General features: G+C 61.8%; 10 protein-coding genes. 9 read left to right on the top strand and 1 reads right to left on the bottom strand.

Annotated features, from left to right (window positions below):
• Positions 1-156 precede the first annotated feature (156 nt).
• The 6 genes from recC (at position 157) to HX818_RS29560 (ending at position 11,820) form a co-directional block, all read left to right on the top strand.
• A complete protein-coding gene (gene recC, locus HX818_RS29585; protein ID WP_177021263.1) occupies positions 157-3,606 on the top strand; it encodes an exodeoxyribonuclease V subunit gamma in 3,450 nt (1,149 codons plus the stop codon).
• Positions 3,603-7,280 carry an exodeoxyribonuclease V subunit beta gene (recB, locus tag HX818_RS29580; RefSeq protein WP_177021262.1) on the top strand — a complete coding sequence of 1,226 codons (3,678 nt, stop codon included), beginning with the start codon at positions 3,603-3,605 and terminating at the stop codon, positions 7,278-7,280. The genes recC and recB overlap by 4 nt, the downstream gene beginning before the upstream one ends.
• Entirely contained in the window at positions 7,277-9,328 is a 2,052-nt protein-coding gene (gene recD, locus HX818_RS29575) for an exodeoxyribonuclease V subunit alpha (protein WP_177021261.1), read from the top strand. Before recB ends, recD begins: the two co-directional genes overlap by 4 nt.
• 161 nt (positions 9,329-9,489) lie before the next feature.
• On the top strand, positions 9,490-10,059 hold the full coding sequence (locus HX818_RS29570) for a YfiR family protein (RefSeq protein WP_177010073.1): 570 nt from the start codon (positions 9,490-9,492) through the stop codon (positions 10,057-10,059).
• A complete protein-coding gene (locus HX818_RS29565; protein ID WP_102368026.1) occupies positions 10,056-11,324 on the top strand; it encodes a diguanylate cyclase domain-containing protein in 1,269 nt (422 codons plus the stop codon). Before HX818_RS29570 ends, HX818_RS29565 begins: the two co-directional genes overlap by 4 nt.
• A gap of 4 nt (positions 11,325-11,328) precedes the next feature.
• Positions 11,329-11,820: an OmpA family protein gene (locus tag HX818_RS29560; RefSeq protein ID WP_003214188.1), complete on the top strand. Its 492-nt coding sequence runs from the start codon at positions 11,329-11,331 to the stop codon at positions 11,818-11,820.
• Between the two features lie 135 nt (positions 11,821-11,955).
• On the opposite strand, the gene HX818_RS29555 is transcribed toward HX818_RS29560, so the two are convergent.
• Positions 11,956-12,903, bottom strand: a complete 948-nt coding sequence (locus HX818_RS29555) for a LysR family transcriptional regulator (protein ID WP_087694895.1) — start codon at positions 12,901-12,903, stop codon at positions 11,956-11,958.
• Between the two features lie 131 nt (positions 12,904-13,034).
• Here HX818_RS29555 and HX818_RS29550 point away from each other — a divergent pair, with 131 nt between their 5' ends.
• The 3 genes from HX818_RS29550 to HX818_RS29540 all read left to right on the top strand — a co-directional run.
• Complete coding sequence (locus tag HX818_RS29550) at positions 13,035-14,552, top strand: CoA-acylating methylmalonate-semialdehyde dehydrogenase (RefSeq protein WP_008430611.1); 1,518 nt, start codon at positions 13,035-13,037, stop codon at positions 14,550-14,552.
• Positions 14,553-14,566: 14 nt separating this feature from the next.
• Entirely contained in the window at positions 14,567-15,454 is an 888-nt protein-coding gene (gene mmsB, locus HX818_RS29545; protein WP_003214181.1) for a 3-hydroxyisobutyrate dehydrogenase, read from the top strand.
• Between the two features lie 868 nt (positions 15,455-16,322).
• Positions 16,323-18,204: Ig-like domain-containing protein (locus HX818_RS29540; RefSeq protein ID WP_177021260.1), on the top strand; the 1,882-nt coding region annotated here is incomplete at its 3' end.

Genomic DNA, 18,204 nt, shown 5'->3' with positions numbered 1-18,204 from the left:
AATTCCAGAACCCCTGATTGCTAACGCAATCAGGGGTTTTGTTTTGGGCGGTCGGAAAGTATGGCGAGCGTCTCCAAGTGTTCCTCACTTGCAGCCTACGATTGTCTTCAATGCTAAAGTCCATCCCTCGATTTTGCTTTTCCCAAGGAAGCCGTTATGCCGGATGCGACGTCCCTCAGTGCTGGATTCATGGTGGTTCACGGCAACCGCCTGGATGAACTGCGCAGCCTGGTTGTCAGCTGGATGCGCCGTTACCCGCTGGCTCCCCTGGAAAACGAAATCGCCCTGGTACAAAGCAACGGTATTGCCCAGTGGCTGAAACTGGCGCTGGCTGAAGACCCTGAAGACGACGACATGGGCGGTTGCGGCATCGCTGCCGCTATTGATGTGCAGCTTCCCGGCAGCTTCATGTGGCAGCTCTATCGCATGGTCCTGGGCAAAGACGAGATCCCGCCCAAATCCCTGCTGGATAAAGCCCCACTGACCTGGCGCCTCATGCGCCTGCTCCCCGAGCTGATCGATCAGCCCCATTTCGAACCCCTGCAACGCTTCCTGACCCACGATACGGATCTGCGCAAACGCTACCAACTCGCGGAACGCCTCGCCGACCTGTTCGACCAATACCAGGTCTACCGTGCCGACTGGCTGGAAGATTGGGCTGCCGGTCGCCATCAACTGCGCAATGGCCGTGGCGAATCCAAACCTTTGAGCCCGGCCAACTGCTGGCAAGCCGAACTATGGCGCGCCCTGCTGTTGGACGTAGGAGAGGAGGGCATGGCTCAAAGTCGCGCCGGAGTTCACCAACGCTTTATCGAGCGCATCAATAGCCTGGAGCAGGCACCGATAGGCCTGCCCTCCCGCGTGATCGTCTTCGGCATTTCCTCCTTGCCAGCCCAAGCGCTGGAAGCCCTTGCCGGCCTCGCCCGTTTCAGCCAGGTGCTGCTGTGTGTGCACAACCCTTGTCGCCATCACTGGTCCGACATCGTCGCCGACAAAGACCTGCTCCGAAACGAATACAAGCGCCAGGCACGCAAGGCCGGAATGCCGGTCACCATCGACCCGCAAACCCTGCATCAGCACGCCCACCCGCTGCTCGCTGCCTGGGGTAAGCAAGGTCGCGACTACATCAACCTGTTGGACAGCTACGACGACCCCAACAGTTACCGCTCGGCATTCCGTGACGGTCGTATCGACCTGTTCAGCGAGAGCGAGCCCACCACCTTGCTCAACCAACTCCAGGACGACATCCTCGAACTGCGCCCCCTCAACGAAACCCGCGACCTCTGGCCAAGCGTCGACCTGGCGCGCGACACTTCCATCCGCTTCCACATCGCCCACAGTGCCCAACGCGAAGTTGAAGTTCTTCACGACCAGTTACTGCAGCGCTTCAGCGCCGACCCCACGCTGCGCCCACGGGACATTATCGTCATGGTCCCCGACGTCGACAGCTACGCGCCGCATATTCGCGCCGTATTCGGCCAGCTTGAAAGAAGCGACCTACGCTTCATTCCGTTCACGCTTACGGACCAGGGCCAGCGCGGTCGCGATCCGTTACTGATCGCCGTCGAGCACCTGCTCAAGCTCCCGGACAGCCGCTTTCCGGTCAGCGAAATCCTCGACCTGCTCGACGTCCCGGCACTGCGGGAACGCTTCGCCATCAAGGAGCGCGACCTGCCGACCCTGCACCGCTGGATCGAAGGCGCCGGTATCCGCTGGGGCCTCAACGCCGAACAACGCGCCGGCCTCGGCTTGCCCCAGGAGCTGGAGCAAAACAGCTGGCGGTTCGGCCTGCGTCGCATGCTCCTGGGCTACGCCGTCGGTACGGGCTCTGCCTGCGATGGCATCGAGCCGTACGATGAAATCGGCGGACTCGATGCGGCCTTGATCGGCCCGCTGGTCGCACTGCTCGATGCGCTGCACGACGCCCACCAGGCACTTTCGCAACCTGCCGCGCCGACAGAGTGGGGCGAGCGCCTGCAAAACCTGATGCAGTTGTTCTTCCTCCCGAGCAACGAGCACGACGACTACCTGTTGGGTCAACTCGAGCAACTGAGAGAAACCTGGCTGGAGACCTGCGAGTCCGTCGGCCTGCATGACGAATTACCCCTGACCGTAGTCCGCGAGGCCTGGCTGGCAGGCCTCGACCAAGGCCGACTGTCCCAGCGCTTCCTCGCGGGAGCTGTCAATTTTTGTACCTTGATGCCCATGCGCGCGATCCCATTCAAGCTGGTTTGCCTACTTGGCATGAACGATGGCGACTACCCACGCGCGCAACCGCCGCTGGACTTCGACCTGATGGGCAGCGACTACCGCCCAGGCGATCGGTCACGCCGCGAAGACGACCGCTACCTGTTGCTCGAAGCCCTGCTCTCCGCCCGCGACCAGCTCTACATCAGTTGGGTCGGCCGCAGTATCCGCGACAACAGTGATCGCCCGGCATCGGTCCTGATCGGGCAGTTGCGCGACCACATCGCCAGCGGCTGGCACACCACCAGTGGCGAACCACTCCTGGAAGCCACCACCCAGGAACACCCGCTCCAGCCCTTCAGCGCCCGCTACTTCCATGAAGGTGACGAGCTGTTCAGCTACGCCCGCGAATGGCAGTTGCTCCACGCAACCCCGGACAGCCTTCCCGATACCGGCAGCCTCGCACCCTACACCCAGGAAGAACCGTTGAGCCTTGGCCAACTGCAAGACTTCCTGCGCAACCCGGTCAAACACTTCTTCAGCCAGCGCCTGAAAGTGTTTTTCGAAGCCGCCGAAGTCCCGCTGGAAGATGAAGAACCCTTCGTCCTCGATGCACTGCAGCGCTATAACCTGAGCGACAGTTTGCTCACGGCGGCACTCACCCGCCCCGACAACCTCGACGAAGCCCTCAACGCCCAGGCCCTGCGTCTGCAAGGCAGTGGCTTGTTGCCGATGGTTGGTTTCGGCGAATGCCTGCGCAAAGAACTGATCGAGCCTCTGCCCGACCTGTTGCAGCGTTACCAGCAACTCCTGGCACTCTGGCCCACTCCGCATACCAGCGCCGAACCGATCAGTTTTGAGCATCAAGGCATCCAGCTGGAAGGTTGGATCAGTGGCCTGCATCAACGCAGCGATGGCGGCTTTCTAAGCGTCACCGCCATCCCCAACAGCATCGGCTCGATCAAGACCCGTAAGTGGCATCGCCTGATTCGCCCATGGGTCAACCACCTGGTGGCCTGTGCCTGCGGCCTTCCGTTAAGTACCGGCCTGGTCGCCAGCGACGACACACTGCTATTGGCCCCACTTGAGCAAGCCACAGCCCGGGAGCTCCTCGGCAACCTGCTGCTCGCCTGGAAAACCGGCATGAGCGAACCACTGCCGGTCGCCGTTAAAACCGCATTCGCCTGGCTCGGTCAAACCGACCCGGCCAAAGCGCAAGCCGCCGCCAGCAAAGCCTACGAAGGCGACGGCCAAACCAGCGACGGCGAGCGCCGTGAAAGCCCTGCGCTCATCCGACAGTTCCCCGACTACGCCGCCTTGATGGCCAGCGAAGAGTTCGAAGGCTGGTGCGAAACCCTCTATCGACCGTTGATCAACGCTCCCTGGCGATCACTCACCAGCGCGGAGGCCAGCGCATGAGCGGTACAAAACCCCTGGCGCTGGCCTTCCCGCTCAAGGGCAGCCAACTGATCGAAGCCAGTGCCGGCACAGGCAAGACATTTACCATCTCAGCGCTCTACCTGCGTCTGGTACTCGGCCACGGAGGGGACGAGTCGGGCTTCGGCCGCGAGTTGCTGCCGCCGCAAATTCTCGTCGTGACCTTTACTGATGCCGCCACCAAAGAGCTGCGTGAACGCATCCGAATCCGCCTGGCAGAAGCCGCGCGTTTTTTCCGCGAAGAAATCGAAGAACCCGACGCGTTGATCGCCGAACTGCGCGACCAATACAGCCCCGAACAATGGCCCGGCTGCGCCAATCGCCTGGACATCGCCGCCCAGTGGATGGATGAAGCCGCCGTCTCGACCATTCACAGCTGGTGCCAGCGCATGCTGCGCGAACACGCCTTCGACAGCGGCAGCCTGTTCACCCAGACCCTGGAAACTGACCACAGCGACCTGCTCGGCGAAGTGCTGCGCGACTACTGGCGGCTGTTCTGCTACCCGATGCACGACGATGCGCTGAACTGGGTGCGCAACAATTGGGGCGGCCCGGCGGCCCTGATGCCACGGGTACGCGCGCTGTTCGGCAGCGAGCGGCCCACGGATGAAACGCGTGACCCCGCCGAGCTGATCAACGAATGCCTGCAAGAGCGCCGCCAAGCCCTCGTCGCGCTCAAGGCACCCTGGCAACAATGGGCAGAAGAATTGCGCAACATTTGCCTGCAGGCCGTCGCCGCCAAAGCCGTCGATGGTCGCAAGATGCAAGCCCGTTACTTCGAGCCCTGGTTCGAAAAAATCAGCGCCTGGGCAGCTGACGAGTCTCTCGAACAACTGGACATCGGCACCGGTTTCACCCGCCTGACCCCCGACGGCATGGCCGAAGCCTGGAAAGGCGAACCACCACGCCATCCGGGTATCGACGCCATGGCCAGTCTCAAGGCCAGCCTCGACGCCCTGCCAACGCCCGATGCTGCTGTGCTGCAACACGCCGCCGGCTGGGTGGGGAAACGCTTCGAAGAAGAAAAGCGCCGTCGCGCCGAAATGGGCTTCGACGACATGCTGATCCGCCTCAACGCCGCCCTGCAAGCCGACGGCGGCGAGCGTTTGGCCAGCGTGATCCGCGAGCAATTCCCGGTCGCCCTGATCGACGAATTCCAGGACACCGACCCGGTGCAATACAGCATCTTCGACAGTATCTACCGCATCGAAGAAAACCACCTCGACAGCGGCCTGTTCCTGATCGGCGACCCAAAGCAGGCGATCTACGCCTTCCGTGGCGCCGACATCTACACCTACCTGCGCGCGCGCCAGTCCACCACCGGCCGCCATCACACGCTGGGCACCAACTTCCGTTCGAGCCACGCCATGGTCGAGGCGGTAAACCACGTATTCCAGCGCGCAGAAAAAGGCCGTGGAGCGTTCCTGTTCCGTGAACCAGACGGTACGAATCCGGTGCCGTTCCAGTCGGTATTGTCCCAAGGCCGTAAGGAACAACTGCAGGTCAACGGTCAGACGTTGCCTGCGCTGAATCTCTGGCATCTACCCACCGACCAGCCGATCTCCGGCGTGCTCTACCGCCAACAGTTGGCCGCGTCCTGTGCCAGTCAAATCGTCGCGTTACTCAATGGCGGCCAGCAGGGAACTGCCGGATTCCTCGGCAAAGACGCTAGCTTCAAAGGCGTTCTGCCGTCAGACATCGCCATCCTCGTGCGCGACGGCAAGGAAGCCCAGGCCGTGCGCGGTGAACTGGCTGCCCGTGGCGTGCGCAGCGTTTACCTTTCCGATAAGGATTCCGTGTTCGCCGCCCAGGAAGCCCACGACCTGCTGGCCTGGCTCAAGGCCTGTGCCGAGCCGGACGTCGAGCGCCCACTGCGCGCCGCCCTGGCTTGCGTCACCTTGAACCTGTCGCTGCCCGAACTGGAGCGTCTGAACCAGGACGAACTGGCGTGGGAACAACGCGTAATGCAGTTCCGCGATTACCGTACGATCTGGCGCACCCAAGGCGTGCTGCCGATGCTGCGGCGCCTGTTGCACGACTTCAAATTGCCGCAAACCCTGATCACGCGCAGCGATGGCGAGCGGGTATTGACCAACCTGTTGCACCTCTCGGAATTGCTGCAACAGGCGGCCGCAGAGCTGGACGGTGAACAAGCGCTGATTCGCCATCTGGCCGAACATCTCGCGCTTTCCGGCCAGGCCGGTGAAGAGCAGATCCTGCGCCTGGAAAGTGATGAACAACTGGTCAAAGTGGTAACGATCCACAAATCCAAGGGGCTGGAATACGACCTGGTTTTCCTGCCGTTCATTTGCTCGGCAAAACCGGTTGATGGCAGCCGCCTGCCGTTGCATTACCACGACGCAAACGGCAAATCCCAGGTCAGCCTCAGGCCCACCGCCGAGTTGATCGCCCAAGCCGACGATGAGCGCCTGGCCGAAGACTTGCGTCTGTTTTACGTGGCGCTGACCCGCGCCAAACACGCCTGCTGGCTGGGCATCGCCGACCTCAAGCGTGGCAATAACAACAGCTCGGTGCTGCACCTGTCGGCCCTGGGCTACTTGCTCGGCGGCGGCGCTTCACTTGGCGAGTCCGGCGGCCTGGCCCGCTGGTTGCTTGACCTGCAGGAAGGTTGCCCGGCACTGCATTACGCAGAAATGCCCGAGGCCGATGCGGTCGTATTCCACCCGCCGCGTAACGAAGCCACCTTGCTCGCGCCGCTGCTGCCCAAGCGCAAGGCGGCAGAAAACTGGTGGATCGCTTCCTACAGCGCGCTGCGTATCGGCGAGAGCATGAGTGCGGCGAGCCTCGAAGCGCCGGAAAGCCCACAAGCGCAGAAGCTGTTCGATGACGAACGCCTCGACCCGGATGCCCCACGCGAAGTGCCGCCTTCCGGTGGCGATATTCACCGTTTCCCACGCGGGCCGAATCCCGGCACCTTCCTCCATGGCCTGCTGGAATGGGCGGGCGGCGAAGGCTTCAATGTTACTCCGGAGGCCATCGAAGATGCGGTTGCCCGCCGCTGCAACCGACGTGGCTGGGAAGGCTGGATCGGCACACTCGGCGGTTGGCTCGGGCATCTGTTGCAAGCCCGGTTGCCGCTGGGCAACGGGCAGGTGGCCCTTAGCGAGTTGCGGCAGTACCAGATCGAAATGGAGTTCTGGTTTGCCAGCCACAAGGTCGACGTCCTCGCACTCGACAAACTGGTGTGCCAGCACACTCACAATGGCGTATCCCGCGTGGCCGCCGAACCGGTGCTGCTCAATGGCATGTTCAAGGGTTTTATCGACCTGACCTTTGAGCACGAAGGCCGCTACTACGTGGCCGACTACAAATCCAATTGGCTTGGTCCCGATGATTCGGCCTACACGCAGCAGGCCATGGAACTGTCGATCCTCGACCATCGTTACGACCTGCAATACGTACTTTACCTGCTGGCCCTGCATCGCCAGCTGAAGGCTCGGCTGCCGGAGTACGACTACGACCGTCACGTCGGCGGCGCGTTGTACCTGTTCCTGCGAGGCACCCATTCCGCGAGCCAGGGCGCGTATTTCACCCGACCACCCCGGGAATTGATCGAAAGCCTGGACCTGCTGTTCCAGGGCAAACCGCTACCACCCAAGGCCGAGCCCGCCTGGGAACAAGGAGAGCTGCTATGAGCCTGTCGCCGTTACCGCTTGAGGAGCTGACGCCCCTCAGCCGCGCCGCCGACCTGGTGCAACTGCTCGATCTCTGGGTGCAGCGCGGCTGGTTGCGCGCGCTGGACAAGGCCTTTGTCGGCTTCCTCCACGAACTCGATCCGCAGGCTGATCCTTTAGTCCTGCTGGCCGCGGCCCTGACCAGCCACCAACTGGGCCATGGCCATGTATGCCTGGACCTGTTCGAAACCCTCAAGGCCCCGGATTTCGCTCTGTCGCTGCCACCCGAAGGCGATGTGCAAACCGGCGTCATGCTACTGCCATCACAGTTGCTCGACGGCCTGGACGGCGCCCATTGGTGCTATGCCCTGGCCGCCAGCCGTCTGGTGGCACTGGCCGTCGACGGCAGCGAGGAGGCGCAAAGCCGGCCACTGGTGCTGTCGGGCAAACGCCTGTACTTGCGCCGCTACTGGACCTACGAACGGCGTATCGACAGCGCTTTGCGCCTGCGACTCGCCACCCGGGAAAGCGTTGCCGCCGATCTGCCCGAACGCCTGAATCGCCTGTTCGACCAGGCCCCGCCAGACGGTGTTGTCGACTGGCAAAAACTCGCCTGCGCCTTGGCCACCCGCGGTGCATTCAGCATCGTCACCGGCGGGCCGGGTACCGGCAAGACCACCACGGTGGTGCGTTTGCTTGCACTGTTGCAGGCCCCCGCCGTGGAAGCGGGCAGCGCGTTGCGCATCCGTCTGGCGGCGCCCACCGGCAAGGCGGCCGCGCGCTTGACCGAGTCCATCAGCCAGCAAGTGCTGTCGCTGAAAGTGCCTGATGCGGTGAAGGAAAAAATCCCGACCCAGGTCACCACCGTTCACCGTTTGCTCGGCAGCCGTCCCGGCACCCGACACTTCCGGCATCACATCGGCAATCCGTTGCCCCTGGACGTGCTGGTGGTAGACGAAGCCTCGATGATCGACCTGGAAATGATGGCCAACCTGCTGGACGCCTTGCCACCCCATGCTCGCCTGGTGCTGCTGGGTGACAAGGACCAGTTGGCCTCGGTTGAAGCCGGGGCGGTGCTGGGGGATTTGTGCCGCGACGCCGAAGCCGGTTTCTACAGCCCGCAAACCCGCCAGTGGCTGCAACAGGTCAGCGGCGAAGACCTCGGCGCCAGCGGCCTGCAGGAAGACCTCGACGGTAGCCACCCCTTGGCGCAACAAGTGGTGATGCTGCGTTACTCGCGGCGTTTCGGCGAAGGCAGCGGCATTGGCCAGCTGGCCCGCTGGGTCAACCAGCAAAACCCTGAGCAGGCCCGCAAACTGCTGGCTGCCCGCAGCCATGCCGACCTGTTTTGCGTCAGCCTCAAGGGCGAGCACGACCATGCCCTGGAGCGCCTGGTGCTGGACGGCCATGGCGACGGTGCCCACGGTTATCGCCATTACCTGAAACTGCTGCAGACCGCGCGTCCGTCCCTGGAGACGCCACGGGATGACGAGGCCTGGACGCTCTGGGCGCAAAAGCTGCTGAAAGCCTTCGACGCTTTCCAGCTGCTCTGCGCCGTACGCAAGGGCCCATGGGGCGTGGAGGGCCTGAACCTGCGCATTACCGCCGCGCTGCTCAAGGCTCGGCTGATCGACAGCGACCAGCAATGGTACGAAGGGCGCCCGGTGTTGATGACTCGCAACGATTACGGCCTGGGCCTGATGAACGGCGATATCGGTATCGCCCTCAAGCTGCCCGAAAGCGACGGCGGGCCGCAGGTTCTGCGCGTCGCGTTCCCGCGCAACGATGGCCAGGGCGGCGTACGGTTTGTGTTGCCCAGCCGGCTCAACGACGTCGAAACCGTCTATGCGATGACGGTGCACAAATCTCAGGGCTCTGAATTCACCCACACCGCACTGATTCTGCCGGACGCCTTGAACCCGGTGCTCACCAAAGAGCTGATCTACACCGGCATCACCCGCGCCAAGGACTGGTTCAGCCTGATCGAACCGCGGGGTGGCGTATTCGAAGAGGCGGTGAGCCGCAAGGTGAAACGCTTGAGTGGGCTGATGCTGGAACTGGGCACTTGATCGTCAAAGAAGCTGACCAATGAGTCATCTAAATTTTCTGATCCAAATGTGTGATTTTTCTTAATAAAATGTCGGAATCCTCCTGGGTGTCGCCTCGGGGGTTTTCCGCCGTTGTGCTATCGTTGCGGCATCATCCCGAGAAGATCAAAGAGAATCGCTGCATGAACGTGGCTGTCTCGCCCACAGAGCGAAGTTTGAGCTGGAGACGAATGCTGCTGTTGGCGCTTCTGTGCGTGTTCACGCCCCTCGTTTTTGCCCAGCCGCCTGCCGGCATGGCCGATCAGCGGGCCAAGGCCGTCACCCAAGTGGTCCTGGGTATTCTCAGTTACGCCCGCTGGCCGGTAGAGCCCGCGCAATTGCGTTTGTGCATCGTCGGGCCAACCCAATACACCGATGACCTGGTCAAAGGCACCACCCAGGCTACCGGCCGTCCGGTAGTGGTGCAGCGTTTGCTGGCCGACCATCCAGACATCGCCAATGCCTGCGATGCCGTGTACATCGGCCAATTGACCAGCGACGAGCGCAGCCGCCTGTTCGCATCACTGATCGGCCATCCGGTGCTCAGCATCAGCGAAGGCGGCGACCAATGCACCGTGGGCAGCCTGTTCTGCCTGCGGGTAGCCGACGAACAGGTGTCGTTCGAGGTCAACCTGGATTCCGTTGCCCGTAGCGGTGTGCGCATTCATCCGAGTGTGCTGCAACTGTCCCGACGTCGAGCGCCGGGGTCATGAGTGTCGATAAGGCGCCAGTGCGTCCTACCTTGCGTTCAGTGATCGGGCGCGGGCACCTGAGCCTGGCGCTGATGGCCGTCAGCATGGCCAGTATCTCCCTGACCCTGCTCGGCGTGCTCGCGCTGCGGGTGTATGCCGACCACAATCTGCACCTGATCGCCCGCTCCATCAACTACACCGTGGAAGCGGCCGTGGTGTTCAACGACAGCGCGGCGGCCACCGAGGCGTTGGGCGTGATCGCCTCGGAGGAAGAAGTGGCCGAGGCGGAAGTCTTCAACGTCGACGGCAAGCAACTGGCCCATTGGGAGCGCCCTGAAACCGGGATGCTGTCGATGATTGAGCTGCAGTTGGCGCATGCCCTGCTCGAACAACCCATCACCCAGCCGATCCTGCACCAGGGCCAGGTCATCGGCAGCGTGCACCTGACCGGCCACGGCGGCAGCCTGTTGCGCTTCCTGCTCAGCGGCCTTGCCGGGATTCTGGTGTGCACCGCCCTCAGCGCCTGGGTTGCACTGTACCTGGCGCGGCGTTTGTTACGCGGCATCACCGGGCCGTTGCACAGCCTGGCCTCGGTGGCCCACGCCGCCCGAAGCGAGCGGGCCTTTGACCGACGCGTACCGCCGGCGAAAATCGCCGAACTCGACAGCCTGGGCAATGACTTCAATGCCCTGCTCGACGAACTGGAGGCCTGGCAGACCCACCTGCAAAGCGAAAACGAAACCCTCGCCCACCAGGCCAGCCACGACAGCCTGACCGGGCTGCCCAACCGTGCGTTCTTCGAAGGGCGGCTGATCCGCGCCCTGCGCAGCGCCGCCAAGCTCAACGAGAAAGTGGCGGTCTTGTTCCTCGACAGCGACCGCTTTAAAGACATCAACGACAACTTCGGCCACGCCGCCGGCGATGCGGTATTGGTGGCAGTGGCTAAGCGCATTCGTGCGCAACTGCGTGAAGACGACCTGGTGGCACGCCTGGGCGGCGATGAATTCGCCATCTTGCTGTCGCCTTTGCACCGACTTGAGGACGCCCAGCGCATTGCCGAAAAAATCATCGCCAGCATGGACGCGCCCATTGCGCTGCCCGGCGACGCCCACGTATTGACCTCACTCAGTATCGGCATCGCCGTCTACCCCGATCATGGCGCCACCCCCGGTAACCTGCTCAACGCCGCCGACGCGGCGATGTACCAGGCCAAACGGCTTTCCCAGGGTGGCCAGCAAACGGCGGAATCGGAGTCCCCCGCCGCCGACGTTCAACACAGGAGTTGATCCCTTGTTCTCGACCGCACGCTTTTTATTCATCACCTTGCTCGTGGCTCTGCTCGCCCTGAGCGGCTGCCAGACCCCGCCGCCAAAAGGCCTGACACCGGCGCAAATCGCCGTGCTCAAACAGCAGGGTTTTGAACTGACTGACGAAGGCTGGGCCTTCGGCCTCTCGGGCAAGGTGCTGTTTGGCAGCGACGTCGAAAGTCTGAATGCCCCCAGCACCGAGATCGTCCAGCGCATCGGCAAGGCGCTGCTGGGCGTGGGCATTGAGCGCGTGCGGGTCGACGGCCACACCGACGCCTCGGGCAAGGAAACCTACAACCAGCAACTGTCCCTGCGCCGAGCCAAAAGCGTCGCGCACGTGTTGGCAGGCGTTGGGATGAAAGAAGAAAACGTACAACTGCGCGGGCTGGGCAGCAGCGAGCCGGTGGCGTCCAACGCGACAGCGGCGGGGCGCACCGAGAATCGCCGGGTGTCGATTGTGGTGATTGCGGACTAGTCTGGCTTTCGGGCAGTTCGAGTTGGAATGCAATCAATGTGGGAGCCGGGCTTGCCCGCGATGGCGGTGGATCAGTTGATGTATTGGGTGACTGACACACTGCTATCGCGGGCAAGCCCGGCTCCCACATTTTATTTAATCGGCAAACACCATCTCCCGCGTTTCCCCCATCAACAACGGCTGATTCTGCTCCGTCACCTCACGGATGTAATCCCACAGCAGGGTGATCCGTTTCAACTTCCTCAAGTCCTCGCGGCAGTACATCCAGAACTGCCGCGTAATGTTTATCTCCTTCGAAAGCACCGGCAGCAACCGCGGGTCCTGTGCCGCCAAAAAGCACGGCAGGATCGCCAGCGAGCGCCCTTGCTGCGCCGCCACGTACTGCGCAATCACGCTGGTGCTGCGCAAACTGGCGCTGGCGCCGGGCACCACATTGGCCAGGTACAGCAGCTCCGAACTGAACGCTAAATCATCCACGTAGCTGATAAACGGATGCTCGGCCAGGTCCGCCGCCCGGCGGATGGGCGGGTGCTGGTCCAGGTATTCCTGCGTCGCGTACAGCTGCAGCTTGTAGTCGCACAGCTTGCAGCACACGTACGGCCCGTGTTCCGGTCGCTCCAGGGCGATGACGATATCCGCCTCGCGCTTGGACAGGCTGATGAAGTGGGGCAGGGGCAGGATGTCCACCGAGATCGCCGGGTAGGTGTCGACGAAGTGGCTCAGTTGCGGGGTGACGAAGAAGCTGCCGAACCCTTCGGTGCAACCCATGCGCACGTGGCCGGACAGCGCCACGCCGGAGCCGGAAACCTGTTCGCAGGCCATGTGCAACGTGCTTTCGATGGACTCGGCGTAGCCCAGCAGGCGCTGGCCTTCGGTGGTCAATACGAAGCCGTTGGTCCGGGACTTTTCAAACAGGAGAGTGCCCAACGATCCTTCAAGGGAGCTGATGCGCCGCGACACCGTGGTGTAGTCCACGGCCAGGCGCTTGGCAGCGACGCTGGCCTTGCGGGTACGGGCGACTTCGAGGAAAAACTTCAGGTCATCCCAGTTCAGGGAGCCCAGTGACGTGATGTTTTTTTGCATATTGGACCGGCTTTTATGTGCGTTCTTATTAGAAGTTTGCACATCTATACTCCAAAAACAGTCCGAACGCCTCATCCTCAAGGCGATTCAACGCCTTGGTTCTCTGCATACCTACAAGAATTGGAGACCACATGAACGCATCTGCCGATATTTCCGTAAAACAGGTCAAGCTGCTGATCAACGGCGAGTGGGTCGAATCCAGGACCACCGAATGGCAAGACATCGTCAACCCCGCTACCCAGCAAGTGCTGGCCCGCGTACCGTTTTCCACCCCTGAAGAAGTCAACGCTGCCATCGACGCCGCCCATCGCGCCTTCCAGACCTGGAAGCTGACGCCGATCGGTGCGCGCATGCGCATCATGCTCAAGCTGCAAGCCTTGATCCGCGAGCACTCCAAGCGCATCGCCGTGGTCCTGAGTGCCGAGCAGGGCAAGACCATTGCCGACGCTGAAGGCGACATTTTCCGTGGCCTGGAAGTGGTCGAGCACGCGTGCTCCATCGGCACCCTGCAGATGGGCGAATTCGCTGAAAACGTCGCCGGCGGTGTGGATACCTACACCCTGCGCCAGCCGATCGGCGTGTGCGCCGGCATCACCCCGTTCAACTTCCCGGCGATGATTCCGCTGTGGATGTTCCCGATGGCCATTGCCTGCGGTAACACGTTCGTACTCAAGCCATCGGAACAGGACCCGCTGTCGACCCTGCTGCTGGTTGAACTGGCGCTGGAAGCCGGGGTGCCAGCCGGTGTGCTGAACGTGGTTCACGGCGGCAAGGACGTGGTGGATGCGCTGTGCACCCACAAAGATATCAAGGCCGTGTCCTTCGTCGGTTCGACCGCCGTGGGGACTCACGTCTACGACCTCGCCGGTAAACACGGCAAGCGCGTGCAATCCATGATGGGCGCCAAGAACCACGCCGTGGTGCTGCCGGATGCCAATCGCGAACAAACCCTGAACGCCCTGGTCGGCGCGGGTTTCGGTGCGGCGGGTCAGCGTTGCATGGCAACTTCCGTGGTGGTGCTGGTAGGCGCGGCCAAGCAATGGCTGCCGGACCTCAAGGCCCTGGCGCAAAAGCTCAAGGTGAACGCCGGCAGCGAAGCCGGTACCGATGTGGGTCCGGTTATCTCCAAGCGCGCCAAGGCACGCATTCTCGACCTGATCGAAAGCGGCGTAAAAGAAGGTGCCAAGCTGGAGCTGGATGGCCGCGGCATCAAGGTGCCGGGTTTCGAGGACGGCAATTTCGTCGGCCCGACGTTGTTCTCCGGCGTGACCACCGACATGCAGATCTACACCCAGGAAATCTTCGGCCCGGTGCTGGTGGTGCTGGAAGTCGACACCCTCGACCAAGCCATCGCCCTGGTCAACGCCAACCCGTTCGGCAACGGCACCGGCCTGTTCACCCAGAGCGGCGCGGCAGCGCGTAAATTCCAGAGCGAAATCGATGTGGGCCAGGTCGGCATCAACATCCCGATCCCCGTGCCGGTTCCGTTCTTCAGCTTCACCGGTTCCCGTGGTTCGAAACTCGGCGACCTGGGCCCGTACGGCAAGCAAGTGGTGCAGTTCTACACCCAGACCAAAACCGTCACCAGCCGCTGGTTCGACGACGACAGCGTCAACGATGGCGTCAACACCACCATCAACCTGCGCTGATCTAGGAGACGACCATGAAGATTGCATTTATCGGCCTGGGCAACATGGGCGCGCCGATGGCGCGCAACCTGATCAAGGCTGGCCATGCGCTGAACCTGTTCGACCTGAACCAGACCGTGCTCAAGGAACTGGCGGAACTGGGCGGCACCATCAGCGCTTCACCGCGCGCGGCAGCCGAAGGCGCCGAGTTGGTGGTGACCATGCTCCCGGCTGCGGCCCATGTGCGCAGTGTGTGGCTCGGTGAAGACGGCGTGCTCGCCGGCATCGGCAAAGGCGTGCCGGCGGTGGATTGCAGCACCATCGACCCGCAGACCGCCCGCGATGTAGCGGCGGCGGCAGCGAAACAAGGCGTGGTGATGGCGGATGCTCCAGTGTCCGGCGGCACCGGCGGTGCCCAGGCCGGGACGTTGACCTTCATGGTCGGCGCCACCCCGGAACTGTTCGCCACCCTGCAGCCGGTATTGGCGCAGATGGGCCGCAACATCGTCCATTGCGGCGAAGTCGGCACCGGGCAAATCGCCAAGATCTGCAACAACCTGCTGCTGGGTATCACCATGGTCGGCGTCAGCGAAGCCATGGCCCTGGGCGATGCGCTGGGCATCGACACCCAAGTGTTGGCGGGAATCATCAACAGCTCCACCGGGCGCTGCTGGAGTTCGGACACCTACAACCCATGGCCCGGGATTATCGAGACGGCGCCGTCGTCCCGGGGTTATACCGGTGGGTTTGGTGCGGAACTGATGCTCAAGGATCTGGGACTGGCCACTGAAGCGGCCCGCCAGGCACACCAGCCGGTGATCCTCGGCGCAGTGGCGCAGCAGTTGTATCAATCGATGAGCCAACGTGGGGAAGGGGGCAAGGACTTCTCGGCGATCATCAACAGCTATCGAAAACCAAAGTAGGGCAATTGTCCTTCTTCACTGTGGGCCCCTGATTTTTACTGCGTAGACCTTCCAGCACCAGCTCACTACTGGTGCTTTTTTTTGGCCTGAATAAACCCCTTCGCGACGTTTGTGGGAGGGCGGTATTACTTATCGACTAATGCCTAGGGATAAGGTTTTTTTGCATTGTTATAGTTGTGAAATAAACTTTTACAAGTTTCAGGTGTGACGCTGAAATATCATGTTTTTGATCATGGGTTATTCATTTGGTGAGTGTCCATGGGGCGCTCGATTATCATGCCGTTATAATTGATTTCTCGGTTATGTGTGTTCGGTTTGTCGTGGCTTCCCTCATTAAACACCCATGTTTATTGCGTGTTTACATTTCTCTTTGATGTTGACTATTGCCTCGCTAGTATCGGTTTTGCGAGCGTTGTCATGGTTGCTGCGTCTCGATAACTTCCGCCGAAGCGTTGTACTTTCAAAGTTGTGCAGGTGTGTCAGAGATGGCTAGCGAATGGATGCGTACATCGGGTTTCCCAGGGCTATCGGCCTCATCGAACGAGGCCGCCCTGGAACTTGAAAAAGCCCGCATCCTGGCCCGCCACCTCTCCCGGTTGCTCGACCTCTGGGCTGCGATGCAGTCCAGCCCAAGGCCCGGGCAGGCTTATTCTGACGCCAAGGATGTGCCACCTCATTCGGTGTCAGCGTGTTGCAAGCGCACGCGTGTGGGTCTGCAATGTCGTGAAGAAACCGGCGTCGGTTGATCGCTGTAAATCCTGACCAGTCCTATATAAACGCAAAAAGAGTTTCGTGCTCGGCGGTAACTACCGTCGTGGGCATTCGCTCGCGCTGAAATACGTGTGTCCATATAAAAAACGGGTGAGAGATGAAAAACATAACTATTGTCGACAAGGCAACGGGGACGGCGACAGAGCATGCCTTTGGCAACGCCAGCCTCAAGGGAACCAGCATTGTAAAACTGCCGTTCGGACAAGAAAGCGTTCAATCGTTTCAACAGTCCGGCCAAAACCTGGTGGTCACTCTAAAGTCTGGAGAAACCATCACCATTCAGAACTTTTTTGTGGTGGGAGCCGACGGCTCCGCTAACCAACTGGTACTGGAAAATGCCGACGGAACATTGTTGCTCGGCAACTATTCCACGCCGTATTCGGGTTTCAATTTCACCGAAATCTCGACCCTGGACGACCTGGGTGTGGCAGCCATTGCCGCTGACAGTGCGGTGCCGGACTGGGTGCTGTGGGGCTTGGGCATCCTCGCCGTCGGCGGTACCGCCGCGGCATTGAGCGGTGGTGGCGGTGGTGGTGGCCATCATCATCAAACGCCAGTTCCTGCACCCGGTGCTGCGACCGGTTTATCGGTCAACAGCGCGGGCACGGTGGTCAGCGGTAAAGGTCAGCCTGGCACCACAGTCACGGTCAAGGATGCCGCCGGTAACGTACTGGGCACAGGCACTGTGGGTACCGACGGCAACTTCCAGGTCAACCTGGACAAGCCGCAAACCAATGGCGAAACCCTGCAAGTCGTCCTCAAGGATGCAGCGGGTCAGGAATCGCAACCTGCGTCTGTGGTAGCGGGTGATACAACCGCCCCCGCCGCACCGAACGGTTTGGCCGTCAGTGCAGACGGTACAACCGTCAGCGGTAAGGGCGAGCCTAATTCGACCGTGATCATCAAGGATGCCAATGGCGAGGTCCTCGGCACCGGCACCGTGGATGCTGAAGGCAACTTCCAGGTCACCCTGGGAACTGCGCAAACCAATGGCGAAACCCTGCAAGTCACCCTCAAGGATGCTGCCGGCAATGAATCGTCCGCCAGCCCCGTGGTGGCTGGCGACAGCACCGCCCCGGATGCGCCGACCAACCTGGTGATCAGTGCCGATGGCGCAACTGTCAGCGGTAAAGGTGAACCGAACGCTGCCGTGAGCATCAAGGATGCCAGCGGCAACGTGATCGGTACGGGCGCCGTCGGCGCGGATGGCAATTTCCAGGTTTCGCTCGACACACCCGCGCCCGAAGGCGAAAGCCTGGCGATCACGCTCAAAGACGCTGCCGGCAATGAGTCGGCTCCGGGTGCGCTGGTTGTCGCCGATATTGAGACACCGCTTGCGCCGCGCAACCTGGCAATCAGTGACGTGGGTGACACGCTCAGCGGTGAAGGCGCCGCGGCCCACAAAGTCATCGTCCTCAACGATGCTGGTGAAGTGGTCGGCAGCGGAACAGTGGCAGATGACGGCACATTCCTGGTGCAACTGAACTCGCTGCACATCAATGGCGAGCGGCTACGCGTGTTCCTGCGCAACTTCTCGGGCAAGGAATCCCTGCCAGGCATCGTCATCGCGGGGGACACCATCGCCCCGGATGCCCCAACCAACCTGGTGGTTGGCGAAGATGGCAGCACCGTCACCGGCAAGGGCGAACCGCGCGCGACCGTTACCGTGAAAGACGCCGATGGCAACGTGATCGGCACTGGCACGGTCGGCGACGACGGTAATTTTCAAGTCACCCTGGATCCGCTTCAGGTTAACGGCGAAACACTGGCTGTCACATTGACCGATGCAGCAGGCAACGAGTCTGTTCCGGCTTCTGTGATCGCTGTTGATATTGATGATACGGACGCTGATGCTGACGCCGATGCCGATGCCGATGCCGATGCCGATGCCGATGCCGATGCCGATGCCGATGCCGATGCGGACGCTGACGCTGACGCTGACGCTGACGCTGACGCTGACGCTGATGCGGATGCGGATG

Origin of the sequence: Pseudomonas sp. F9001 (assembly GCF_013385435.1) — a bacterium.
Taxonomy (GTDB): Bacteria; Pseudomonadota; Gammaproteobacteria; order Pseudomonadales; family Pseudomonadaceae; genus Aquipseudomonas.
The sequence above is the reverse complement of the archived record's forward strand: the minus strand, read 5'-3'. Positions and strand labels throughout refer to the sequence as shown.